General features: G+C 40.8%; 28 protein-coding genes. 21 read left to right on the top strand and 7 right to left on the bottom strand.

Going from position 1 to position 23,231, the window contains the following annotated elements; genetic code table 11:
• Positions 1–49: 49 nt before the first annotated feature.
• Positions 50–1,024, top strand: coding sequence for a glycosyltransferase family 2 protein (locus B1s21122_RS05240; protein ID WP_095680299.1), 975 nt, complete (start codon positions 50–52; stop codon positions 1,022–1,024).
• On the opposite strand, the gene dapD is transcribed toward B1s21122_RS05240, so the two are convergent.
• Positions 1,021–1,953 carry a 2,3,4,5-tetrahydropyridine-2,6-dicarboxylate N-succinyltransferase gene (gene dapD / locus B1s21122_RS05235; protein ID WP_095680300.1) on the bottom strand — a complete coding sequence of 311 codons (933 nt, stop codon included), beginning with the start codon at positions 1,951–1,953 and terminating at the stop codon, positions 1,021–1,023. The two genes, B1s21122_RS05240 and dapD, sit on opposite strands and share 4 nt — an antisense overlap.
• Positions 1,954–1,997: 44 nt before the next feature.
• Between dapD and B1s21122_RS05230 the strand changes: the two genes are divergently transcribed.
• The 9 genes from B1s21122_RS05230 (at position 1,998) to B1s21122_RS05190 (ending at position 8,194) form a co-directional block, all read left to right on the top strand.
• Complete coding sequence (locus B1s21122_RS05230; RefSeq protein ID WP_095680301.1) at positions 1,998–2,534, top strand: LOG family protein; 537 nt, start codon at positions 1,998–2,000, stop codon at positions 2,532–2,534.
• Positions 2,531–2,992: an SRPBCC family protein gene (locus B1s21122_RS05225; RefSeq protein ID WP_095680302.1), complete on the top strand. Its 462-nt coding sequence runs from the start codon at positions 2,531–2,533 to the stop codon at positions 2,990–2,992. Before B1s21122_RS05230 ends, B1s21122_RS05225 begins: the two co-directional genes overlap by 4 nt.
• Before the next feature lie 37 nt (positions 2,993–3,029).
• On the top strand, positions 3,030–3,227 hold the full coding sequence (locus tag B1s21122_RS05220; RefSeq protein ID WP_095680303.1) for a sigma factor-like helix-turn-helix DNA-binding protein: 198 nt from the start codon (positions 3,030–3,032) through the stop codon (positions 3,225–3,227).
• Between the two features lie 90 nt (positions 3,228–3,317).
• Complete coding sequence (locus B1s21122_RS05215; RefSeq protein WP_009612632.1) at positions 3,318–3,497, top strand: DUF3117 domain-containing protein; 180 nt, start codon at positions 3,318–3,320, stop codon at positions 3,495–3,497.
• Between the two features lie 26 nt (positions 3,498–3,523).
• Entirely contained in the window at positions 3,524–5,017 is a 1,494-nt protein-coding gene (locus B1s21122_RS05210; protein ID WP_095680304.1) for a leucyl aminopeptidase family protein, read from the top strand.
• Positions 4,999–5,655, top strand: a complete 657-nt coding sequence (locus B1s21122_RS05205) for an O-methyltransferase (RefSeq protein ID WP_095680305.1) — start codon at positions 4,999–5,001, stop codon at positions 5,653–5,655. Before B1s21122_RS05210 ends, B1s21122_RS05205 begins: the two co-directional genes overlap by 19 nt.
• A complete protein-coding gene (locus B1s21122_RS05200; RefSeq protein ID WP_095680306.1) occupies positions 5,656–6,780 on the top strand; it encodes a S1C family serine protease in 1,125 nt (374 codons plus the stop codon).
• Between the two features lie 5 nt (positions 6,781–6,785).
• The gene (locus B1s21122_RS05195) at positions 6,786–7,082 is read left to right on the top strand and encodes a sec-independent translocase (protein ID WP_095680307.1); all 297 of its coding nucleotides are present in this window, start codon (positions 6,786–6,788) and stop codon (positions 7,080–7,082) included.
• The gene (locus B1s21122_RS05190) at positions 7,079–8,194 is read left to right on the top strand and encodes an Mrp/NBP35 family ATP-binding protein (protein WP_095680308.1); all 1,116 of its coding nucleotides are present in this window, start codon (positions 7,079–7,081) and stop codon (positions 8,192–8,194) included. Before B1s21122_RS05195 ends, B1s21122_RS05190 begins: the two co-directional genes overlap by 4 nt.
• On the opposite strand, the gene B1s21122_RS05185 is transcribed toward B1s21122_RS05190, so the two are convergent.
• On the bottom strand, positions 8,191–8,682 hold the full coding sequence (locus B1s21122_RS05185) for a DUF1003 domain-containing protein (RefSeq protein WP_095680309.1): 492 nt from the start codon (positions 8,680–8,682) through the stop codon (positions 8,191–8,193). The two genes, B1s21122_RS05190 and B1s21122_RS05185, sit on opposite strands and share 4 nt — an antisense overlap.
• Positions 8,683–8,684: 2 nt before the next feature.
• Positions 8,685–9,959 (bottom strand): magnesium transporter MgtE N-terminal domain-containing protein, encoded by a 1,275-nt coding sequence (locus B1s21122_RS05180; RefSeq protein WP_095680310.1) that lies wholly within the window; start codon positions 9,957–9,959, stop codon positions 8,685–8,687.
• 64 nt (positions 9,960–10,023) lie between these two features.
• On the opposite strand from B1s21122_RS05180, the gene B1s21122_RS05175 reads away from it, so the two are divergent.
• A complete protein-coding gene (locus tag B1s21122_RS05175; RefSeq protein WP_095680311.1) occupies positions 10,024–10,929 on the top strand; it encodes a DMT family transporter in 906 nt (301 codons plus the stop codon).
• On the top strand, positions 10,922–11,767 hold the full coding sequence (locus B1s21122_RS05170; protein ID WP_095680312.1) for a PHP domain-containing protein: 846 nt from the start codon (positions 10,922–10,924) through the stop codon (positions 11,765–11,767). The genes B1s21122_RS05175 and B1s21122_RS05170 overlap by 8 nt, the downstream gene beginning before the upstream one ends.
• On the opposite strand, the gene B1s21122_RS05165 is transcribed toward B1s21122_RS05170, so the two are convergent.
• Positions 11,768–12,031 carry a DUF3107 domain-containing protein gene (locus B1s21122_RS05165; protein ID WP_095680313.1) on the bottom strand — a complete coding sequence of 88 codons (264 nt, stop codon included), beginning with the start codon at positions 12,029–12,031 and terminating at the stop codon, positions 11,768–11,770.
• A 37-nt stretch (positions 12,032–12,068) separates the two neighbouring features.
• Positions 12,069–12,677, bottom strand: coding sequence for a TetR/AcrR family transcriptional regulator (locus B1s21122_RS05160; RefSeq protein ID WP_041869065.1), 609 nt, complete (start codon positions 12,675–12,677; stop codon positions 12,069–12,071).
• A 61-nt stretch (positions 12,678–12,738) separates the two neighbouring features.
• On the opposite strand from B1s21122_RS05160, the gene mshB reads away from it, so the two are divergent.
• Positions 12,739–13,608, top strand: coding sequence for an N-acetyl-1-D-myo-inositol-2-amino-2-deoxy-alpha-D-glucopyranoside deacetylase (mshB, locus tag B1s21122_RS05155; protein WP_095680314.1), 870 nt, complete (start codon positions 12,739–12,741; stop codon positions 13,606–13,608).
• Positions 13,608–13,931: a hypothetical protein gene (locus B1s21122_RS05150; protein WP_095680315.1), complete on the top strand. Its 324-nt coding sequence runs from the start codon at positions 13,608–13,610 to the stop codon at positions 13,929–13,931. The genes mshB and B1s21122_RS05150 overlap by 1 nt, the downstream gene beginning before the upstream one ends.
• Here the strand turns inward: B1s21122_RS05150 and cysS are convergent.
• Positions 13,928–15,325: a cysteine--tRNA ligase gene (cysS, locus tag B1s21122_RS05145; RefSeq protein ID WP_095680316.1), complete on the bottom strand. Its 1,398-nt coding sequence runs from the start codon at positions 15,323–15,325 to the stop codon at positions 13,928–13,930. The genes B1s21122_RS05150 and cysS overlap by 4 nt on opposite strands.
• On the bottom strand, positions 15,322–15,504 hold the full coding sequence (locus tag B1s21122_RS05140) for an LSm family protein (RefSeq protein ID WP_095681226.1): 183 nt from the start codon (positions 15,502–15,504) through the stop codon (positions 15,322–15,324). The genes cysS and B1s21122_RS05140 overlap by 4 nt, the downstream gene beginning before the upstream one ends.
• A gap of 92 nt (positions 15,505–15,596) precedes the next feature.
• On the opposite strand from B1s21122_RS05140, the gene fdxA reads away from it, so the two are divergent.
• From fdxA to B1s21122_RS05105, 7 genes are all read left to right on the top strand, one after another.
• A complete protein-coding gene (gene fdxA, locus B1s21122_RS05135) occupies positions 15,597–15,917 on the top strand; it encodes a ferredoxin (protein ID WP_041869052.1) in 321 nt (106 codons plus the stop codon).
• The gene (gene dapC, locus B1s21122_RS05130) at positions 15,868–16,971 is read left to right on the top strand and encodes a succinyldiaminopimelate transaminase (RefSeq protein ID WP_320410435.1); all 1,104 of its coding nucleotides are present in this window, start codon (positions 15,868–15,870) and stop codon (positions 16,969–16,971) included. The genes fdxA and dapC overlap by 50 nt, the downstream gene beginning before the upstream one ends.
• The gene (locus B1s21122_RS05125) at positions 16,968–17,939 is read left to right on the top strand and encodes a nucleotidyltransferase family protein (protein WP_095680317.1); all 972 of its coding nucleotides are present in this window, start codon (positions 16,968–16,970) and stop codon (positions 17,937–17,939) included. Before dapC ends, B1s21122_RS05125 begins: the two co-directional genes overlap by 4 nt.
• A gap of 124 nt (positions 17,940–18,063) precedes the next feature.
• Positions 18,064–18,330 (top strand): WhiB family transcriptional regulator, encoded by a 267-nt coding sequence (locus B1s21122_RS05120; protein WP_018224761.1) that lies wholly within the window; start codon positions 18,064–18,066, stop codon positions 18,328–18,330.
• An 8-nt stretch (positions 18,331–18,338) separates the two neighbouring features.
• Positions 18,339–21,458 (top strand): glycosyltransferase family 2 protein, encoded by a 3,120-nt coding sequence (locus tag B1s21122_RS05115; protein ID WP_095680318.1) that lies wholly within the window; start codon positions 18,339–18,341, stop codon positions 21,456–21,458.
• On the top strand, positions 21,455–22,816 hold the full coding sequence (locus tag B1s21122_RS05110) for a DUF5719 family protein (RefSeq protein ID WP_095680319.1): 1,362 nt from the start codon (positions 21,455–21,457) through the stop codon (positions 22,814–22,816). Before B1s21122_RS05115 ends, B1s21122_RS05110 begins: the two co-directional genes overlap by 4 nt.
• 39 nt (positions 22,817–22,855) lie before the next feature.
• Positions 22,856–23,206, top strand: coding sequence for a DUF3499 domain-containing protein (locus B1s21122_RS05105; RefSeq protein WP_095680320.1), 351 nt, complete (start codon positions 22,856–22,858; stop codon positions 23,204–23,206).
• The last annotated feature ends 25 nt before the right edge of the window (positions 23,207–23,231 follow it).

Raw genomic sequence — 23,231 nt, 5'->3', positions numbered from 1 at the left:
TAGATTATGGGCAGGGAATTACTGAGCACAAATTATGATCGGAGTGGTTATGAATCATTTATCATCACCAGCGGTCACAGTTATTTTACCAATTCTCAATGAAGAAGCAGATCTTGGAAATTGCATCTCAGCAATCCTTCAGCAAGATTACGCCGGTGAACTAGAAATAATTTTGGCATTAGGACCTTCAAAAGATAAAACAAATCAAATTGCCAGCGAATTAGCTGCTAGAGATAAGCGTATTAAATTAGTTGATAATCCAACTGGGCAAACCGCTAAGGGTTTGAATCTGGCAATAAAGGCGAGCTCTTTTGAGATTATTTGCAGAATTGACGGGCACTCAGAGATTTCAAATTCTTACCTAAAAACTGCAATATCAATCATGCAAGAAACTGGGGCAGTAAATGTTGGCGGGCTTATGCATGCTGATAGCCAATCTGGTTTACAACGAACGATCGCGCAAGCAATGCGATCAAAACTAGGAGTAGGAGCTTCTAAGTTTCATACCGGAGGCAAGGCTGGTCCATCCGACACTGTTTACCTTGGTACTTTTAAAAAATCTGCAATTTTGGCTGCAGGTGGTTTTGATGAAAGATATATCAGAGCGCAAGATTGGGAGTTAAACCATCGCATGCGTGCGCAGGGGGGTTTAATTTGGTTTGACCCAAGACTTGTTGTCACATACCGGCCTAGAAAATCACTAAGTAAATTAGCAAAACAGTATTTTCAATATGGCAGGTGGCGACGAGTAATCTCTAGACAACACCCAAAAACAACTAACTTTAGATATCTAGCTCCGCCAATTGCTTTAGTGATTAATTCTTTATCAGTAGTTTTAGGAGTATTTGTTGCCCCAATCTTTTTGGTACCTGTTTTGATTTATGTAGCGTTATTGATAATTGGCGGGGTGATTATTGGTAGAAAAATAGCTGATAAGTTATTGATGTCAATTGTCTTTGCAACTATGCATTTATCTTGGGGTGCTGGTTTTATAACCTCACCAAAAAAACTTTTTAAGAACTAATTCTTATGCAAGGCTGAATTCAGGCCACTCCAACTACCGGTTTTTGGCAGTGCTTCTAAGCTGCCACTTTGAGAATTTCGTCTAAACAAAAGATTGTTGGCACCGCTTAACTCTAAGGCTTTAACTATTTTTCCATCCGGTAAAGTAATTTTTGATCCAGCAGTTATATAGATGCCAGCTTCAACGACGCAATCATCACCTAGGCTAATTCCAATTCCAGAGTTGGCACCCAAAAGAGTTCGCTGACCGATTGAGATTACTTCCTTGCCACCACCACTTAAGGTGCCCATAATTGAAGCTCCGCCACCAATGTCACTTCCATCACCCACAACAACACCTGCGCTAATCCGACCTTCGACCATTGATTTACCTAAAGTTCCGGCGTTGAAGTTAACAAAGCCTTCATGCATCACTGTTGTGCCAGGTGCTAGATACGCACCTAAACGCACTCGATCACCATCTGCAATTCGAACGCCTTCAGGAATTACATAATCAACCATGCGTGGAAACTTATCTACGCCATACACAACTAAGTTTGCATATTTACTCATCAATTGAGGTCTAACCTTTTCAAATCCATCAATTTCACAAGCACCTGCTGAAGTCCAAACTACATTGGCAAGTAGTGAAAAAATGCCCTCTAAGTTAATTGTGTGGGGCTTTAACAACCTATGTGAAAGTAAGTGAAGCCTTAGATAAACATCTGCAGCATCTTTTGGTTTTTCATTGATCTGGATAACAACTTCAACCGCAACTTTCTTAACTTTTCGTATCGGATCTTCACCGATTAAGGATTTAAAAGTTGCGTCAATGTTATTTTCTGGCGCCTTACCTAATCCAAGGGCATAAAAAGAGCACTCAAGAGTTTGGCCAGATTGATTTTGGGTAGCAATACCAAATCCATATGCAGTGCTTTGAGTAGTGCTCATTAGCCAACGGTATCAAAGTGCATGGAAGGCAATAGACTAATTTCATGCGCGTATCGGTTTTCTGCTCATCTGCTCCAGATATTCCAAATACTTCACTGGAATTGGCATTTAATGTTGGCAAGGCAATTGGTGAACAAGGTTGGGATCTTGTTTGGGGTGGCGGGAAAGCTTCAATGATGGGTGAGGTGGCAAAAGGGGCGAGATCATCAGGTGCTGCAACTATTGGAGTAATTCCAGAGCCACTTAAAAAAGTAGAGTTTGAAGATGCGCAGGCTTCACATATGCATGTGGTTACAAATATGCGAACTAGAAAAGCAAAAATAGAGGACTTAGCTGATGCATTTATTATTTTGCCTGGTGGTATCGGAACGTTAGAAGAATTCTTTGAAATCTGGGTTGGCCGATATCTTAAATTTCACGGTAAACCAATTGCAGTGTGTGATCCAACCGGCGTCTATGGACCTCTTCAAACTGCGCTAGATCATTTAGCTAGTCAAAATTTTATGAAGTCTGGCCAGAAAGAACTTGTTGCATGGTGTTCCGACATTCCTAGCGCAATTGAGGCGGTCAAAATCAAATGAACAAACTATCTAATTTAACCCTGACCATAAAGATAAACAAACCAGTAGATGAGGTTTGGCGATCTTTAGTGGATTGGAAGGGTCAAAGTAAATGGATGCTGCAAACTAAAGTTTGGTCAGAATTAGATCAAGATCGAACAGTTAAAAATGGCAAGGGAGTACTTATCTTTGCTTTTACTGGAATTTTTCCAAAGCTCTATCCAAAATTAAAATTAGGCATTCTTGACACCATGGAGGTTACAAATTGGAAACCGCCACACATATGCGAAGTCATGCATATCGGCCGAGTAATTAGAGGAACTGGAAAATTTGAACTTAAAAAAGTTCGTGGTGGCACAATTTTTTATTGGCAAGAGGAAGTAATTGCCCCAGCGTTGATTTTACTCTTTGCAAAACCAGCGCTACTTATCGGAGTTTGGCTCTCGTTACGTCGGTTTGCTCGGCAAGTTAGCGCATAACTCGAAAGTATCGACTTAGCCCAGTAACCTTTACGCCATGGCACCTGATGGCAGTGCGAAGACAATCGCAGAATTAATTGCCACCCTGCCTGAAGAAGAACGACTGATTTTGACTTTGCATTTAGTAAACATGATTAGTGCCACTGAAATTGCAGAAAAATTGGGAGTCCCAGAACGGGCAGTCTCATCAGTAATTGCATCGGGTAGATCCCGCCTAATTGGCTTGATTTCTTAAGGGGATTTAATGGATTTCCCACCCGTAGCCATATAGGGGATAATTACGCCTCTAGTACGGCAATGAATTAATTTGGCAGGGGAGTGTTAAATGGCAGCGATGAAACCAAGAACTGGTGATGGCCCAATGGAGGTCACCAAAGAGGCTCGCTCTATGGTTATGCGAATCCCACTAGAAGGCGGCGGCCGGTTAGTTGTTGAGCTAAATGTCGAAGAGGCTACAAACCTTGGCAACGTACTTCAAGCTGCTGTTGCGTTAGTAAAAAAGTAAATCGACTGATCTAGGCTCACAAGTTTATGATTCATAAACTCCTAGATTTATATCCAAAACTCTCATTTCTTCCCGAAGATGAATTAGATTTTTCAAACTTCACAGCGGTGGCTATACCGGTTTCTCCTGGTGAAAAACCCCAAATACATAAAAGCAGTTTTTTAACTGCATTAACTAATTTTACAAAACTAGATCTAAATATTGAGCTGGCTAATTGGCCAGATTTCACCGCAAAGGCTGGTGAGTTAATTGAAATTCCACTTTCAGCTGGCACTCTTACACGTATTTATTTAATTGGCACGGGCGAGCAAAGCCCTGATGATATTCGCAAAGCGGGGACCGCCCTCGGTCGTAAAGTTAAAACTAGTAGCAGTAAAGTCCTTTCTGCTTTAACTGAAGATAAGAACTTGGTTACCACCCAAGCGGTTGCATTTGCGCTTTCAAACTACCAATTCTCGCTTAAGAGTGAACAAAAAAATAACAAACCAGAATTGACTGTTTATGGAGATTTTGAAAATGAAATTGAGCGTGCTGATGTATTGGCAACTGCTGTCTGGCAAACTAGAAATTTAATTCATACCCCTTCAAATATTAAAAATCCTGAGTGGCTTGCTAAGCAGGCTGGCGCGATGGTTTTGGCCACAAAAAATTCTGGTTTATCAATCTCAGTTAAGTCGGGCCGAGCACTAAAAGATTTCGGTGGATTAACTGCCGTTGGAAACTCATCTCCAACTCCGGGCCCACGATTAATCGAAATTACCTATGCACCAAAAGGCTCTACTCATTGGCCACATGTTGTATTGATAGGAAAAGGAATTACTTTTGATACCGGTGGTGTTTCGTTAAAACGACCATATGACACGATGATTGGAATGAAAAGTGACATGGCTGGCGCGGCAGCAGTTTTATGTGCAACCGTTGCCTTGGCAAGAACTAAACCAAAAGTTAGAGTGACAACATTATTAATGGCTGCTGAAAATGCATTATCTGGGACATCACAACGACCATCAGATGTGATTAAACATTATGGCGGTACAACAGTTGAAGTTATAAACACAGATGCAGAGGGCAGATTAGTTTTAGCTGATGGACTTGCATACGCTGATTTAGATCTAGATCCTGATTATGTAGTTGATGTTGCAACTCTTACGGGTGCGGCAACCCTTGGTTTAGGCAGGCAACATGCAGCGATGTATACCCGCCAAACAACTCTGGCCAAGAAGTTATCTGAAGTAGGAAATAAAGTTGGTGAAAGAGTTTGGCATATGCCCCTAATTGATGACTACACAAAGGCATTAGCTAGTGATGTTGCAGACTTTAACCACACTGCAGATAAATACGATTTCTCAGCCGGCTCAGTAACGGCGGCTCTATTTTTAGAAAAATTTGTTGGAGAGCGTTCTTGGGTGCACTTAGATATTGCTGGTACTGGTAGGTCTGAGGTTGATGCGGGTGAAAACATAAAGGGCGGTACTGGATTTGGCGCAAGACTTTTAATTGAATGGCTGGATACATTTTGAACCAACCAATTTCACCTCGCGGAGATATGAGTTCATACTCTGAGTCATTTGCGCACGAAGATTATTTCATGCAACAAGCCAGGAACAATGGAAAGGAAATTGGCGCTGCTGATCCATCTGCTGCAGTCGGAAACTTTCTAAAATTTGCAGTTAATTTAGTAAGCGCTAAATCAGTTGTAGAAATTGGGACAGGTTCGGGTGTTGGTGGGCTTTGGTTATTAAGCGGAATGCCTGCAGATTCGGTTTTAACAACGATTGATTCAGAAAGAGAACACTCAAAAATTGCTCGCACAGTATTTGAAGAAGCAGATATTGCGCCAACAAAATACCGAATCATCACTGGAAAATTAATTGAAGTAATCGGCAAGCTAGCTGATAATGCTTATGATCTAATAATCATTAGACCAGCACTTGATCTATTTGACATGGTTCAAGAGTCTTACCGTCTTTTAAAACCAGGTGGATTACTGATTCTTGATCAGGCCCTAAGCGGTGGAAAAGTTGCTGATCCAACTCAGCGCGATCCTGAGAGTATTGCTAGAAGAGATGCGATAAAGGTTGTTAAAGAAGATGAAAGATGGGCAGCATCACTACTTCCTATTGGCGAAGGTCTATTACTTGCCAATAAACTTACTTAAATGAGACAACCATCAGATACTCCATGGTGGCAAGCAAGTGCTGAAACCAAGCAAGTTCGAATTGTCTCTAGTCGTAGTACTTCAAACTTTTTTGTAGTTGCAGTTGTAATTGCACTAATTGCAGGTGGTTTTGGCGCCGCTATCGGTCGGAGTAGTGCAACAAACTTAGGAGCGAATTTAGTTCAAACAACTAATTCAATTGAGCGAGCACCAGATTCAATTGCAGGACTTGCTGCCCGTGTAATACCTGCAGTGGTATCAATAGCAGTAAAAGGGTTTAGTGGTTCAGGAACAGGTTCTGGTTTCTTCCTAGATAGTGATGGTTTCATTTTGACCAATAACCATGTGGTAGCGGCTGCTGCAAGAAGTGGCACAATCACAGTTGAGTTATCTGATGGGAAAAAATACAGGGCTAAGTTGATTGGTAGAGATAGCTCATATGATCTTGCTGTTCTAAAAATTGATGTAGTGGGTGCACCAACTTTGCAGCTTGGCAACAGTGAACAAGTTCAGGTTGGTGATGCGGTCATTGCAATTGGATCTCCACTGGGACTTTCTGGAACTGTGACCTCTGGAATTATTAGTTCAAAGGACCGTGCTGTGACAACTGGTGACGGAAATGGTGAAAGCTCATTTATCAACGCTTTACAAACGGATGCAGCAATTAACCCAGGAAACTCCGGTGGTCCATTAGTTGATGCAACAGGTGCTGTAATTGGAGTCAATTCTGCTATTGCAACACTCGGTTTTAGTTCTCAAGCAGGATCAATTGGCTTAGGTTTTGCAATTCCAATCAATCAAGCAAAAAAGACTGCTGAACAGTTAATAAAAACCGGATCTGCTACATACCCAATTATGGGAATATCAGTAGATACAAGATTTACTGGCACTGGCGCACTAATTACTAGCGAAGGAGTTGGAATAACTCCAGGTGGACCGGCAGATAAAGTTGGTCTTAAAGCAGGAGATGTGATTGTTGAATTTGATGGCTCTGAGGTTGATAACTCTGATGAATTGATTGTGATGATTAGAAGTAAAAGTGTTGGTGATAAGGTGAAGATTAAATATAAGCGTAATAGTTTGACCAAGGAAGTTACCGTAACACTTGTAGCTTCAAAGGAGTAGTACTTATGTTTAATATTGGTGGCGGTGAGATTCTAGCTCTACTAGTAGTTGGCATGATTCTAATCGGGCCAGACCGCCTGCCAAATATGGCAGCAGATGCTGCAAGATTATTGATTAAATTAAAAAATATGGCACAAACTGTGACTAATGAAATAAAAGATAATTTAGGACCTGGGTATGAGGATTTGCAGGTAAAGGACTTACATCCAAAGGCATTAATTAAAAAACATATTGGTGATGTGATTGATAAATCTGATCTTGATATGAAACCAAAACCTAGAATTGATCCAGAGATTCTATGAGTACTGTTGAGGCAATAAATAAGGCTCTAGAGAAAGTTATAGACCCAGAGCTACATAAACCACTTCCTGAGCTCGGGATGGTTGAATCAGTTAACTTCACCGACGGAAAAGCAAGTATTGGGATTTTGTTAACCATAGTTGGCTGTCCAATGAAAGATCGATTAAAGAGTGATATTTCAAATGCTTTGACTGATATTTCAGAGATTAAGTCAGTAGAGATTAATTTTGGAGTAATGAGTGAAGAACAAAGAAATAATGTAAAGAAAATCATTCGCGGGGGTCGTGAAAAATTCATTCCATTTGCTCAGCCAGAGTCACTAACCAGAGTATTAGGTATCGCATCTGGAAAAGGTGGCGTAGGTAAATCTTCGATCACAGTTAATTTGGCTGTTGCAGCAGCAGCGCGTGGCCTAAAAGTGGGAATTTTGGACGCTGATGTTTACGGGCATTCAATTCCGCGATTGATGGGAATTTTAGATAAAAGACCAACTGCGATTGATCAAACCTTTATTCCAGTAGAAAACTATGGCGTCAAGGTTGTTTCAATGGAGATGTTCAAGCCAGAAAGATCAGATCCAGTTGCTTATCGTGGTCCACTTTTACACCGCGTGCTTGAGCAATTGTTAAGTGATGCATTCTGGGGAGATTTAGATCTTCTCTTATTAGATTTACCGCCAGGAACTGGCGATATCGCAATTTCACTTGGTCAACTTATTCCAGGTTCAGAAATAATTGTTGTGACAACTCCACAAATAGCTGCTGCCGAAGTGGCAGAGCGCGCGGGCAGAATTGCCCATCAAATCAAGCAACCAGTAATTGGTGTAATTGAAAATATGTCAGAAACTATTTCTTCTACAACTGGAGAGAAGATTTCGATATTTGGAAGTGGTGGCGGTGAAGAGACTGCCAGACGTCTAAGTGAATTAGTTGGCGCTGATGTTCCACTATTAGCAAAAGTTGCCTTTGACACAAATATTCGAGAGGGCGGAGATGCCGGAAATCCATTAGTTTTAACTGATCAGAAATTTATGGATGTATTTGATGGCATTATTGATCAAATAATTGTTAGACCAAAATCCTTATTGGGCGTAAGGCTTAACGTAAATACTTAAGACTTTTTGTTTAGCTTCTTAACTATTTCTTCAATGGCATCTGCTATCTCACTGTGTAGATAGTCTCTAGTAGTTACCTCACCAATTGCACTTCGCAAGCTAGCTAACTCACGCGTTAGATACTCAGTATCTGCCATATTGCGCTCTTCTCGCTCACGGTCCTCATTGCCCTGGACACGATCTCGATCAGCTTGTCGATTTTGTGCTAACAAAATTAATGGCGCAGCGTATGAAGCCTGCAGCGATAGTAAAAGTGTTAGAAAAATAAATGGATAGTGATCAAACTGTAAATTACTTGGTGCAAGTGAATTCCAAGCTAACCAGAAAACTACAAATCCAGTCATAAAGACTAAGAAGCGGGCAGTTCCTAAGAATCTTGCAAATCTTTCAGACCAACGACCAAAGGTTTCAGGATCATATGAAGGCTTTAAGGTTCTACGTGCCTCACGAGGATACTCAAGTGAATTTTTGTTAAGTTTTTTAGCCATGATCAGTTTGACTCACTTTCTCGCTTTAATGACTCCACTTTGCGCCAATTCTCAGGTAGTAAATGATCCAGCACGTCATCAACGGTAACAGCCCCTAGTAGGCGCTCATTTGAATCGACAATAGGAACTGCCAATAAGTTGTAGCTAGCAAGGCATGAAGAAACCTCACTCAAAGTTGCCTCTGGTGCAAGTGGTGCAATATCAGAATCTAGAATTCCACCCAACAATGTTGCAGGTGGTTCGCGTAATAATCTTTGAATGTGAACAACTCCTAATAATCTACCGGTTGGAGTTTCAATTGGCTGTCTACAAACAAAAACTTGCGAGGCAAGACCAGGTGCTACTTCAGATAATCTAATTCGAGCCAGAGCTTCGGCCACAGTTGTATCTGCAGTTAAAACAATTGGCTCAGTCGTCATCATTCCACCAGCAGAGTAATCCTCATAACCCATTAACCGCTGAACACCTTCAGCATCCTCTGGCTCCATCAATGCAAGCAGTGCTTGTGCTTTTTCTTTACCAACTTCACGAAGTAAATCAGCAGCATCATCTGGATCCATCTCTTCTAAAACATCTGCTGCTCTCTCGCCCTCAAGTTCGGCAAGTAATTCAACGCGAGATGCTTCATCCATCTCTTCAAGAACATCGGCTAGTCGTTCATCATTTAATGCTCGAGCAATTTCGACCTTGCGCTTAATATTTAAATCATGAAGTACGGCAGCTAAATCTGCAGCACGTAGATTTGCTAGCGTACCAAGCAAATTACTGACACCTTGATGAGTTTCTGGAATATTTATTCCAGAAATTTCTGACCAGGCAACAGTTGATGATGCACCGCGCTTTCTAAAGCCAGAACCGCGTTTCATAACATGAACGCGCTCAATAAACCAATCACCTGTTTTTGAAATCTCCATTGCCACATCTTCCACAGTTACTTTTTCTTCAGTCTCAATTAAAGTCACTGATCGATCTAACATTTCAGAAAGCACAGTAATTTCATTAGTTCTTGGTTCAAACCGACGCATGTTAAGTAAACCAGTGATAATTACATGGCCATTATCAATTGAAGTCACCCGTGTGATTGGTATGAAAATTCTTTTTCTTGGTGGTACTTCAATGATAAAGCCAAGAATTCTTGGAGGCTGATTGTTAGTACGCAGAGTTGCGACCGCATCCCTAACCTTGCCAAGTTGATCACCATTTGGGTCAAAGACCGCTGTACCAGCTAATCGGGCTAGGAATACACGATTTAGGATTGCACCTTTACTTGTATTCATGGGCTAAGGGTATCGGCTCACTATGGATTCATAACAATAATTAATTTATCGATAGGTTTTACCCATGAAAGATCAAGACCACACCAAGTTACCAACAGGTCGGGATATTCCTTTCCTCATTCTTGGGGTGCTCGGTATCGGATCTTCTGGTCCAATAATTGCCAAAGCGATAATGCCCATACCAACCATGATTTTCTGGCGTAATTTAGTAGGCGCATTAATGATGATGCCATTTGCTATCGCCCGCGGTGAATGGAAAACCAAGGCCCAATTAAATGCGATTCGGTGGTCAGTACTGGCTGGCACCTTGTTAGCAACGCATTTTGTTTGTTTCTTCTGGGCTATGAAATTAACAAGTGTTGCAACCGGAGTTGCTCTAACTGCAACTCAACCAATTTTTGCAGCATTATTTATTAAGTTAGCTGGCGGTCACATTCCGAAAAAATCTATTGGTGGAATGGTAATTGCTTTTTTATCAGTCGTGGCAATTACTGGAATTGATTTGAATATTTCCGTTAGGGCTTTTCAGGGAGATTTGCTTGCAGTATTTGGTGGCGCAGTAGGTGCTGGATACATGATAATTGGCGCCAGCGCTCAAAAAGTTATTTCTACTTCAACTTTTACAACCGTCTGCTATTCAACATGCGCAATCTTAATTTTTCCCGTAGTGCTTTTAACTGACTCGAATTTAACTGGATACTCTGGAACACAATGGTTACTGCTTGCTGGCTTGATAATTGGCGCACAATTTCTTGGCCATACATTGTTTAACTTCACATTAAAGCGGGTATCTCCTGCAGTTGTATCTCTAGTTGTATTTTTTGAAGTTCCAGTAAGTGCGCTTTTGGCATTTGCTTGGCTAGGACAGCAACCACCTTCCGGCACAATTCCAGGAATAATTGGCTTGTTGTTTGGCTGCACATTATTTGTATTGCGCTCAAATCAACCTGAGAGTAAATCAAATGATTGATTTACACACCCACACAAATTTCAGTGATGGAACAGATTCACCTGCCCAATTAATTAATAAAGCACTTGCTGCAGGCATTTCAGTAATTGGATTAACCGATCATGATTCGGTCAGTGGTTGGCAAGAGGCGACCGCTGCTTTAAGGCCAGGAATTTCATTGGTTCCAGGAGCTGAAATCTCTTGCCAAACTTCAGATGGAATTAGCGTGCATATTTTAGGATTGCTATTTGATTCGCAAAATGTTGAATTAATGAAAACGATGGAAGAAACTCGCGAGAATAGACATGGCCGAATGGCAAAAATTATTGCTCGAATCAATGAAGCTGGCATCGATATAACTATGGAAGATGTCCTTGAACAGTTAGCAGATGGCGCAACCTTAGGAAGGCCACATTTAGCTGATGCACTTGTTAAAAAGGGAGTTGTTACTAGTCGAGATGAGGCATTTACCCAAATGCTTCATAACAAATCTAAATATTATGTTTCACATTATTCACCGACGCCTGAAGTGGCAATAAAATTAATCAAAGATGCTGGTGGAGTTTCAGTGATTGCTCATCCAATGGCTTCACATAGGGGTAGAACAATCTCAATTGAAACATTTGGTTCATTGATTAAGGCTGGCTTAGATGGAATTGAGGTTGATCATCGAGATCACTCACCGGATGAGAAAAATCAACTTATTGAGTTGGCTCGAGACAACAACTTAATTATGACTGGCGCTAGTGATTACCATGGCAATGGAAAGCTAAATTTGTTGGGTGAGTACACAACCTTGCCTGAACAGTGGGAAAAGTTAGAAGCTAGAGCAAATAAACGAAGGGTAGTTAGCGTCTAATTATTGATTTGCAAAACCAACACGTCGGTCAGCAGATTCGCCAACTTCAACATAACTAATTTTATTGTGTGGAACTAAAATCTCTCGGCCCTTTGCATCACTTAGTGCCAAAACTGAGGATGTTTTAATTGCATCATTTACTTTTGCAATTACTTCAGATTGAGAACTTGAGCATTCAATATAAATTTCATGAGTGCTATCTGAAATGCCAATCTTTACCTCAGTCTTACTTGAACCTTTAACTGCTGATTTTGTAGTTGCCATGCTCTAACTCTATCTATTACATCAATGGTTTGCGAATTTAGGATTGTGATTTAGGGAACCCAGAAATTCCCCGCCAAATTAAATTCATCACCAATTCAGTTGCTCGCTGACGATCAATCTTGCCATCACGATCTAACCAATGCCGAGCTGTTGTTTGAACTGTTCCGATAATTCCAACTGCCAGCATCATCGACTCTTCCTTGCCTAAACCGGTATCTATAGAAATAACTGCACTTACTGCAGCGGCACAGTCATAAGTCATTCGGTTTAGACGTTCTCGAACCTGTGGTTCTAGATTCATGTCACTTTCAAAAAGTAAGCGGAAAGCTTCTCCTTCAGAATCAATGAATCCAAAGTAGGCCTCAACTGTGGCTGCAACTCTTGATGAGTTCTCACGGTTTGATGCAATTGCTTTTTGTATTGCAAATACAAGTGAATCAATATGTAAATCTAGTACTGCAAGATAAAGCTCCAATTTTGATGGAAAATGCTGATACAAAACTGGCTTGCTTACATTTGCTCGATCTGCGATTTCATCCATTGCAGCGGAGTGATATCCAGCTGCTGTGAAAACTTCTAGCGCTGCTACAAGTAGCTGAGCGCGACGTTCATCACGAGGTAATCGTGCTGACTTATCATCGACCATTCATTAATTCTAATCTGTAAATTGATGGATTGTCAGTTTTTATAAGATTTATAGTTATATTGTGCGGGTGAATTCATCAAAAAGATTGTTATTAGTTCATGCCCATCCAGATGATGAGACCATCAACAATGGTGTAACGATGGCGAAATATGCAGCAGATGGCGTAGAAGTCACATTAGTTACCTGCACAAGAGGTGAAGAGGGTGAAGTTTTAATTGAAAAATTAGCAAATTTAGCGAGCAGTCAAGATGACAAATTGGGTGAGCACCGTGAAATTGAATTGAAAAATGCAATGGATGAATTGGGAATTTCAGATTTTAGATTCTTAGGTGCACCAAATAAGAAGTGGCGAGACAGTGGAATGATGGGCACGCCACAAAATGAAGGCAAGGATGTTTTTTGGCAATCTAATTTGGATGAAGCAGCAAATGAGTTAGTAAAAATAATTTTAGAGATAAAACCACAAGTATTGATTACCTATGATGAATTTGGCGGCTACGGCCATCCAGATCATATAAAAGCCAATCAAGTAGCTATGCGTGCTGCCGAAATTTCTGGCACACAAGGTTGGGAGATTGAGAAAATATATTGGAACACAACTCCAAAGTCTGTTATTCAAATGGGAATAGATAAAATGAAAGAGGTTGGCTCAGATTTCTTTGGTGCAGAAAGCGTTGAAGATTTACCTTTCGCAAAGCCTGATGAACTAGTAACTTCAGTAGTAAAGGCACCTGAGTATGTCCCACAGAAATTAGCTGCAATGAAAGCCCATGCCACTCAAATCTCAGTGGATGGTCCATTTTTTGCTCTCTCTAATAACTTAGGACTTTCAGTGCGGGGAGATGAGTACTACACCTTAGTAAAAGGTCAGGTGGCATCACCACTAGATGAGAATGGGCGAGAGCTAGATTTATTTGCCGGAATTAAATAATGAATTTTCTTAAAGCTTTATTATTCGGCTCACTTATTGGGTTTTGTGGCGTACTACTGCACAACTTCACACCACCATTTGGCTTCCTTACATCTTTGCTTTTAACTTATTTAGGAATAAAGGTTGTTGGTCAAAGATTCTTTTATTTACGCTACCAAATTTATGCAGCAGCAGCCTGGTTAGCGGTAGTTGTAAGAGCAGGCACGCCAGGAAATGGTGAAGAGCTATTGGTTTATGGAAATACTTATGGAAATCTTTTTCTACTAGGTGGCTTTATTGCAATTGTTACAGCTTTGATTACTACTCGATCAAAAAGTAATTAAATCAACCAATCCCAACTTTGACCCTCTTTATTATCTTTGACAGTAATACCTAGCTTTACAAGTTCATCACGTAAGCGATCACTCTCGACAAAATCTCCTGAGCTTCTTGCTAAAGCTCTTTTTTCAAGTAATCCCTTCGAAAGTTGATCTAAATCCTTCTTAGTACTCACCGTCAATAGATTTAATCCAAAGAGATTATCCAAGCTTGAGAAAACTTTAAATTTAGTTGAATCCTTTATATCTTCAGATTTTTCAATAGTACGTAGTTTTTGCAAGGCACGTGGAGTATCAAGATCTTGCCTAAAATCTGCAATAACTTCAGCGATGAGCTCATTGGCATTTATTTGATCAACTGTTGCATCCTTTTGCCATATTTGTATTTTTTCCCGCCATCTTTGAAGTAGTAAATGAGCTGCCTTTAAACTATCCCAACTTAAATCCATCTGACTTCTATATCTATTCTCTAAAAAGCATAAGCGAAGTGCTAGTGGATCAATGTGTTTAGAAATCAAATCAGATACCAACACAACATTGCCAGTACTTTTTGCCATTTTCCTACCCTCAAATAGCAAGTGTTCACCGTGCACCCAAAGTGCAACTGATTCTTTACCTATTGCGCAGTTTGATTGAGCTCGCTCATCTTCATGATGCGGAAATCTTAAATCGATGCCACCAAGATGCAGATCAACAAACTCATCTAAATAATGTAATGACATTGCAGAACATTCAACATGCCAACCCGGAAATCCTGGGCCCCACGGTGAATCCCAAATCATTTCCTTGCGCTCACCCGCTGCTTTCCAAAGCGCCCAATCTGCATGAAATCTTTTGGCGCCATCTTCGGTGTATTCAAAGCGATGACCAGGCTTTAGTGAATCCAATCTGTTCCCACTAATAGCACCGTAAGTATCAAATGATTGCGCTGCAAAGTAAACACAATTATCGCTACCAACATAGGCATGATTTTTTGAGATTAACAAGGTAATCAACTCGTGCATTAAATCTATGCACTCACTTGCCTTTGGATACTTATCAGCAGGACTAATGTTTAAATGTGCTAAATCTTTATGAAATCTATCTTCATAGATTCTTGCTATCTCAAATGGATCCTTAGATTCAGCTTTTGCTTGGGCTAATATTTTATCTTCAACAAAATCCTCAGACATATGTCCAACATCTGTGATGTTTTGAATAAACTCGACTTTGTGCCCAAGTTGCTTGGCTAATCTAGTGATTAAATCTCCCAGCAGAAATGTGCGCATATTGCCAACATGAGCATCTCGATAAACCGTTGGGCCACAACTATAAATTCTTAATTTTTTTCCATCGCTACTAGTTAGTGGTTGTAACTGCCTACTTTTGGTGTCAAAGAGTGATATCTCTTCGTTACTCATTTACTCGGCACAACCTTCCAGAGTGCAATCTTTGCTGGGTCGAAGATGACCACGGTGCCATCCTTTTTTCGAACTGTGTTTTCACTCTCTAAAACACCGAGAATATCCCGATAACCACCAGCAGGATCATGCAGGCGAATACTGACTCGCTGACCTACTTGTGCCGTAGATGGCTGCACTTGACCCCCTCGATTAAACTCAGCCCACAAAAGACCAATAGTTAATGGCAGTATTGTCTACCTATTCGGCAGATAAAACTGTAAGGAGAAGCGTGACCTACATAATTGCTCAACCATGTGTTGATGTTAAAGATAAATCTTGCATTGAAGAATGCCCTGTTGATTGCATCTATGAGGGTGATCGAATGCTTTATATCCAACCTGATGAGTGTGTTGATTGCGGAGCATGTGAACCAGTCTGCCCAGTAGAAGCTATTTACTATGAGGATGATGTTCCTTCGCAATGGAAGGAATACAGCGAGGTTAATACTAAATTTTTTGTTGAGATTGGATCCCCAGGCGGTGCTGCAAAGTTAGGTCCGATTGGAAAAGATCACCAAACGGTTGCAGCTCTTCCACCACAAGAAAAGTAGGCCGCACCTGAAACTGCCAGATTTCCCCTGGGATCTTTTGGCGCCCTATGGTGAGAAAGCAAAAAAATACTCGGGCGGCTTCATTGATTTATCCCAAGGAACTCCAGTTGATCCAACACCAAAATTTATTCAAGATTCACTAACGGCTGCAAGCAACTCACCAAGTTATCCAGTTGTTGCTGGCACCAAAGAGTTACAGGATGCAATTCGAACCTGGTCGATTAAACATTTAGGTGTAACTGGTGAGTTTGATGTCTTACCCTCAATTGGCTCAAAGGAATTTATTGCATTACTTCCAACCTTCTTACAAAGTAAAAAAGTTTTGTATCCAAAGGTGGCATATCCAACCTATCTAGTCAGCGCAATGATGGCTTCAGCCCAAGGGATTCCAGTAGAGATTGATGCCAGCACTTGGCCCACGGCAGATTTAGCCTGGCTTAACTCACCTTCAAACCCAACAGGTCAGGTGCAAAGTGATGAAGAATTAAAAGCTTGTATTACTTGGGTGCGTAAAAATAATTCAATTATTGCAAGTGATGAGTGTTATTTAAGTTTTGCAGAGAATGCTAAATCGATTTTGGCCTTAGCTAATGGAGATAACACCGGCTTACTTGCCGTACTTTCACTTTCAAAACGATCTAACTTAGCCGGATATCGCGCAGGCTTTGTAGTGGGCGATAGCAAGTTAATTGATCAGATCAGGCAGGTTAGAAAGCATGCTGGTTTGATGGTGCCGCTGCCAGTACAGCAAGCGATGATCACAGCATTATCTGATGAGGTTCATGTAAAAGAGCAGGCAGCTCGCTACCGCGCTCGCCGCCAAACTTTAAAAGCAGCATTGCTTAGCCAAGGTTTTAAAATTGAATATAGCGAGGCTGGGTTATATATCTGGTGCACCAGAGGTGAGGATGGGTATAAAACCGTTGATTACTTTGCTCAGCTCGGAATTTTAGTAACCCCTGGTGCCTTTTATGGCAGTGATAATTTTGTGCGAATTGCACTAACTGCAACTGATGAAAATATTGATAAAGCAGCAGCGCGGATTAAATCATGAGTACTAGCGCAATTTTATTAGTAGGCGGAATGGGCACACGCCTGCTGCCACTTACTTTAAAAACTCCAAAACCGATGCTGCAAGTTGCAGGTGTGCCATTTACCGAACACCAAATTAGAAAAGCAGCAGATGCTGGAATCGCCGAGATTGTTTTAGCCACCTCCTATAAATCTGAGCTTTTTGAGCCTTACTTTGGCAATGGCGAAAGATTTGGAATCAAAATTAAGTATGCAGTTGAAAAGAGTGCACTTGGTACTGGCGGTGGCATAAGAAATGCAGCCAATTTATTAGCAGATTGTGATCAGGTTGTAATCTTCAATGGAGATGTATTAAGCGGGCATAATTTAGCTGGGCAATTAGAGTTTCATAAGAAAAACCAAGCAGATATCACTTTGTATTTAACTCAAGTTGAAGATGCCAGAGCTTATGGCTGTGTTGAGTTATTAGAGAATAAGCAGGTTAAATCTTTCCTTGAGAAGATGGAGAATCCCATCAGCAATCTAATAAATGCTGGCTGTTATATTTTTAATCGGCAGATAATTGATCAAATTCCACAAGATAAAGTAGTTAGTGTGGAGCGGGAAACATTCCCAAATCTTCTTGCTACTAATGCAAAAGTCTTTGGTTACCTAGATAACTCTTACTGGTTAGATATTGGCACTCCAGCTGCCCTAGTTAAGGCATCAGCTGATTTAATTACTGGAGTGATTCACTCATCTGCCACACCAAATCATGCAGGTGATAACTTAATTTCACCATCGGCGAAGATAGGTAGTGGTTGTGTGATAAGTAATGGATCAGTAATTGAAACTGAAGTTGTAGTTGAGAGTAATTGCCAAATTAGTGGTTCAATTATTGGTAGTGGGGCAAAAATAGGTAGTAATTGCAAAATAATTGACTCAATAATCGCGCCAGGGGCCCAAATTCAGGCTGGAATGGTGGTCTTGACCAATTATTTGGGCTTTTAAATTTACCCAATTTGCCCAATCTCAACTTGACTTAATCGAGTTACAAGCGTGTAATTATCCCAGTAGTGGGCACACCCTGGCCCTTAGGTAATCCAGTTACATCGGATGAGTACATAGGAGAGATATGTCAGATCAGCGTGCAGAGCTAGCAGCCCTTGTAGTTTCCTCAGAACAACTTTCTTGGCAGGAGCGCGCATTGTGCGCTCAGACCGATCCAGAAGCATTCTTTCCTGAGAAGGGTGGCTCAACCCGTGAGGCAAAGCGTGTCTGCCTTTCCTGTGAGGTTCGTGCTGAGTGTTTGGAGTACGCCCTAGCTCATGATGAGCGGTTTGGAATTTGGGGTGGATTATCTGAACGTGAGCGTCGTCGCTTAAAGCGCCGTAGCGCATAAAATTACGGGTGGCTGAAAAGCAAAGCACCGGGACGCAAGTCCAACTTAAAGATCAATTTGTAACAGCAATAGTTGTTACTCATGATGGTGTCACCTGGTTAAGTGAGGTTGTTGCCTCCCTATCTTCTCAAAAACATAAAGTTGATCAAATAATTGCCGTCGATAATGGATCTATTGATGGCTCAGTTAAATTACTAACTAACGCTGGTATTGAGGTAATAAAAAAATCTAGGCGAAATGGTTTTGGCGCAGCAGTTGCAGCAGCGGTGGCAAAACTTGCCCCAGCTGATTATGAAAGTGATCAACAAGAGTGGTTATGGATTTTGCATGATGATTGCGCGCCAGATCGTTATGCCTTAGCTAAATTGTTAGAGGCAGTAGTTGCCCGGCCACAAGTTGGTATCGCAGGTCCAAAAATTCTTGGTTGGTATGACCGCAAGCATATTTTAGAAGCTGGCATCAGCATTACTGAAAATGGCACTCGCTGGACTGCGCTAGAAGATAGAGAACATGACCAAGGCCAGCATGATGAAATTAAAGATGTGTTGGCGGTAAGTACTGCTGGCATGTTGATTAAGCGGTCACTATTTGAAGAGTTAGGTGGATTTGATCCCAGCCTTGAATTATTTAGAGATGACATTGATCTAGGTTGGCGAGCACATATTGCTGGTCACTCAGTAGTTTGTGTTGGCGAAGCAATTCTCTATCATGCAGAGGCAGCATCATCTGAACGCAGATCTGTCGACGTTAGAGATGCAATCTTGCACAGACCTTTGCTACTAGATCGGCGAAATGCAGCTTTTGTTTTACTTGCAAACTCAAGTTGGTGGATTTTGCCCTGGGTTGCAATTCAACTTCTCTTCACTTCAATTGGTAGATCAATTATTTACTTACTGGCAAAGTTGCCAGGTTATGCAGCGGATGAGATTGCAGCAGTTGCACTATTAATTTTTAAGCCGGCAGATTTAATTAAATCTAGGCGTTATCGAAAATCTAGCAAAGTTTTAACAGCCAGAGTTATCACACCATTTATTCCAAGTCGTGGTCTTCAACTACGTTCAATCGTAGAAAGAATTTCATCTTCTTTAGTGAATGCTTTTAAGCCAAACCGAGCTGATAGTGAAATAACACGAGCTAAGAATTATTCAGATATTGGTGTAATAGATGAAAGCTTTGATGAGATCGAATACGCGCCTAGTAAGAGTTTTAGCAAAATACGTTCTTTGGTAAAACAACCGTTGCTTTTGGGAATATTGTTAACATTATTTATTTCACTCCTTTACTCCCGAAATCGCTTTGGATCATTATCGGGTGGAGCGTTAGCGGTAGCACCAGCAAGTGCTTTTGAATTAATAACATCTTATGTGAACTCATGGCATTTAGTTGGGCTAGGTAGTAGTGCTGCCGCGCCAGCCTGGATTCCTATTGTTGGCATTGCATCATTTGTAACAGCAGCAAATCCACAGAGTTTTATTGCAGCATTTTTCTTTTTAACTCCTACTTTGTTATTTGTACTTAGCTATCGAACAGCTAGGCGATACTCACTTACCAAGTACTCAAGTGTTTTTGTGGCCTTTATCTATGCCTTATCGCCGGTGACACTTACTGCAATAAATCAAGGCCGTATTGGCACGATTGTGATCGCAATGCTGCTACCAGGCTTATTCACATTGCTTGAGAAAAATCGAGGTTTGGATAATTTAAGTTGGCGAAAGATTTTTTCCATTACTTTACTTGCTGCAGTCGCGGGGGCATTTTCACTGCTATTTCTACTTATCTGGACTCTTTTCCACATATCAATATTTGTCTATACCTATTTCACCATATCAAATTGGCGCACTAGAAATTGGCAACAAATTCTAAAGAATCTTGATACAGATGAGTTCAAGAGACGTTCTGCCTTAATTTTGACTCCAATTTTGATTAATGTTCCAATTTCAATAAATTTATTGTTAAACCCAATATCAGCTATTCGTGAGCCAGGGCTTTCAATTGAGTCAGATAACCCGCTTTCGATTTTGCTCTTTAATCCAGGAGGACCAAGCTCGCCTGCTCTATTTATTTTGGCGCCATTCATTCTTTACTTATTAATTGGTTTAATTTCAAAAGATCAACGTGTATGTGCAACTGGTGCATTATTTGCAATCGTCTTAGCAGCAACTCTTAGCTCGTACTACATCGACGGAAACAGCAGCAGTGCGCAGCGGATATACAGTGGGCCGTTAATAGTTTTTGCTCAACTAATGACTTTGCTATCAATATTTGCTATCGCTGAGCGAATTCTGCCGCAACTTAAACGCAGCAACTTTGGCTTTCGACATATAGCTTCGGTTTTAACTTCGATAGTCACAATAGTTTCCATGCTTTCAATCTCAATTTGGAGTGCCACTTTGGGCGCTGATTCTTTGGTCCGATCAAATCAAGAGCAAGTCATACCTGCCTTTATTACTGATCTTGCCAGCACAAGTGAGCGTCCGAAAACTTTAGTGATTAGAAAGAGTCCAGAAAGGTTGCAGTACTTTGTAACAAGAGGAAGTGATCTGCAAATTGGTCAAGCCGATGTTGCAAGTCAAACACCTGAGCAATTTCACAAAGCGATTGTTGATTTAGTAAATGGAGTCGGTGGTAGTAGTAGCCAAGTTCTGGGACATTATGGAATCCAATATGTTTATATGAAAAATCCGGCTGATGCAGGATTGGTTCGAATAGTTGATGGCATTGGTGGATTCACTAGAAGCTCTGCAACTAAAGATGGCGTTGTTTGGAAGGTAGAGAAATCTCACGCTCGAGTTACTTATCAAAATACCCAAGGAAAGTTTTTTCCAATTAGCTCAACTGACAAAGCATCGACCTCTTATGTTTCTGGGCCGGGCATTATTTTGTTAGCTGAAAAATACGATAAAGCTTGGCATCTGCTACTAAATGGAAAAGTAGTTCCGATAGAACAACATCCATTTGGAATACCGATGTTCAGAATTTTAGAGCCTGGTGAATTTTCTTTAACTCATGATGGAACAAACCGTAGAGCTTGGATCTCAATTCAATTAATTGCCTTAATATCTGCGATTGTTTTGGCGCTACCAGCTGGCCGAAGAAAACGAGAAGTTCCGTTGAAGGAGCTGGTATGAGACAAAAATCTATAACTTTTTCTAGCAAAAATGGATTTAAATTGAACATAAAGGTTTTAGCGATCTCTCTGGCATTGTTGATTTTGGCTGGTTTTTCCTATTTTGCTCCAGAGCGCAGTGAACAGGTTAAATTGACTAGTTCTTATCCTGCCACTGTGTGTCCTGCCATTGGTAATAAAGTTTCATCAATTGCTGCACTAACAAAATCAAAAGTTAATAGGCGATCTATTGATGGCACCAGCAAGCGACTAAATCCTGGAAAAAGTTCAGTAATTGCATTGAAAGATAACGCAATATTAGTTGAGGGCAATCCTGGCACATCACTTACATTTGCAAATAATGGTTGGAAAGCAGTTGTTCCATGTTCAATAAGTAATGGGGAACAGTGGTTCATTGGTGGCTCAGGTGCGTTAACAAGTAAGTCTTATCTTTTTATCATTAATAGCGGCTTTAGTGAATCATCAGTTGATATTGAGATATTCACACCCAACGGTCAGCTAGAGCCAAAAATTGTTTCTATTCCACAAAACTCATCTAAGAAAATTTCAATTGACTCCTTAGTCCCTGGAGAGGAATCAATTGCTATTGCGGTAAAAACTAAATCAGGACGAGTCAGCTCCTATTTGTTTGACGAGCGGAAAAAAGGTCTTAAATCCCTTGGAGCAGATTTTGTGTCACCGGTTACGATCGCGCGCAAAGTTGCAACGATTCCGGCCATCACGGGCTTGTCAGGAAAACTAGCAAGTAATACTAATTCAGTCAGTCACACACTTAGGTTGTTAGTTCCAGCAACAATTGATGCCAATGTTGATGTGACTATCAATTCTAATGATGGCAATTTTATTCCGGTTGGACTTTCCCAACTTGATGTTAAGAGCCAGAAAGTTTTGGACATTCCATTAACCTTCGCCAAGATTGATCAACCATTTTCTGTAATTGTTAATTCAGATCAACCAATTTTTGCTTCAGTGCTAAGTAGTTTTACTTACGGTAAAAGTCCTGAAATAGCCTGGGCAACGGGAGCTGATGAACTTAAGAAGTGGAGTGTTAACTTAACTGGCTCAAGACCCACTCTTAATTTTGTTGGCGATCGGATAAATGTCCAAATCTCCGCAACTGGGACAAATGGAAAGAAAATTGTAAAAAAACTTTCTGCTTCAAACTTTGTTACTTGGCGAGCACCAGTTGGTTTAAATCGTCTAGAAGTTACTGCTAGCCGAGATGGAATAAGCGGGGGAGTAATCTTTTTGCCTGAGGTTGGAGGTATTGGTAGTAGCTATATACCTATGAATAATGGTGCTAACTTAGAAACTGCTGCTGAGCCAATCTCCGATGCCAGGGTAATTAGTAGAGGCTAAATCCCAACTTTTATACCTTTGTCGTATTAATCTGTTGGTATGCGAAAATCTGTAAGTCGCCGATGCTCTAGAGCAAGTTGCACAAGTGCTGCAATAAAAACTCTTACCTATATTTACTCTGATTCAACTGCGGTATTAGGACCACTTTCAACTTATGCAGAGCCACATAATTATGATCTTTGCGCAGCTCATAGCGAACGACTAACAGTGCCAGTTGGTTGGAATGTGATTAAGGAAGAGATAATTGATCACAACACTGGTCCATCAGATGAAGATTTAATGGCGATTGCTAACGCGGTGCGAGAAGTGGCAAATACAGATATCGGTAACAAAAGCATGCAGCCAGAGCTGGGCCGTAGAGGACATCTGCGAGTATTACCTTCAAATTAATTTTTAAATTTACAACCCAACCCCT

This window comes from Candidatus Nanopelagicus limnes, assembly GCF_002287885.2.
GTDB classification, from domain to species: Bacteria; Actinomycetota; Actinomycetes; order Nanopelagicales; family Nanopelagicaceae; genus Nanopelagicus; species Nanopelagicus limnae.
The sequence above is the reverse complement of the archived record's forward strand: the minus strand, read 5'-3'. Positions and strand labels throughout refer to the sequence as shown.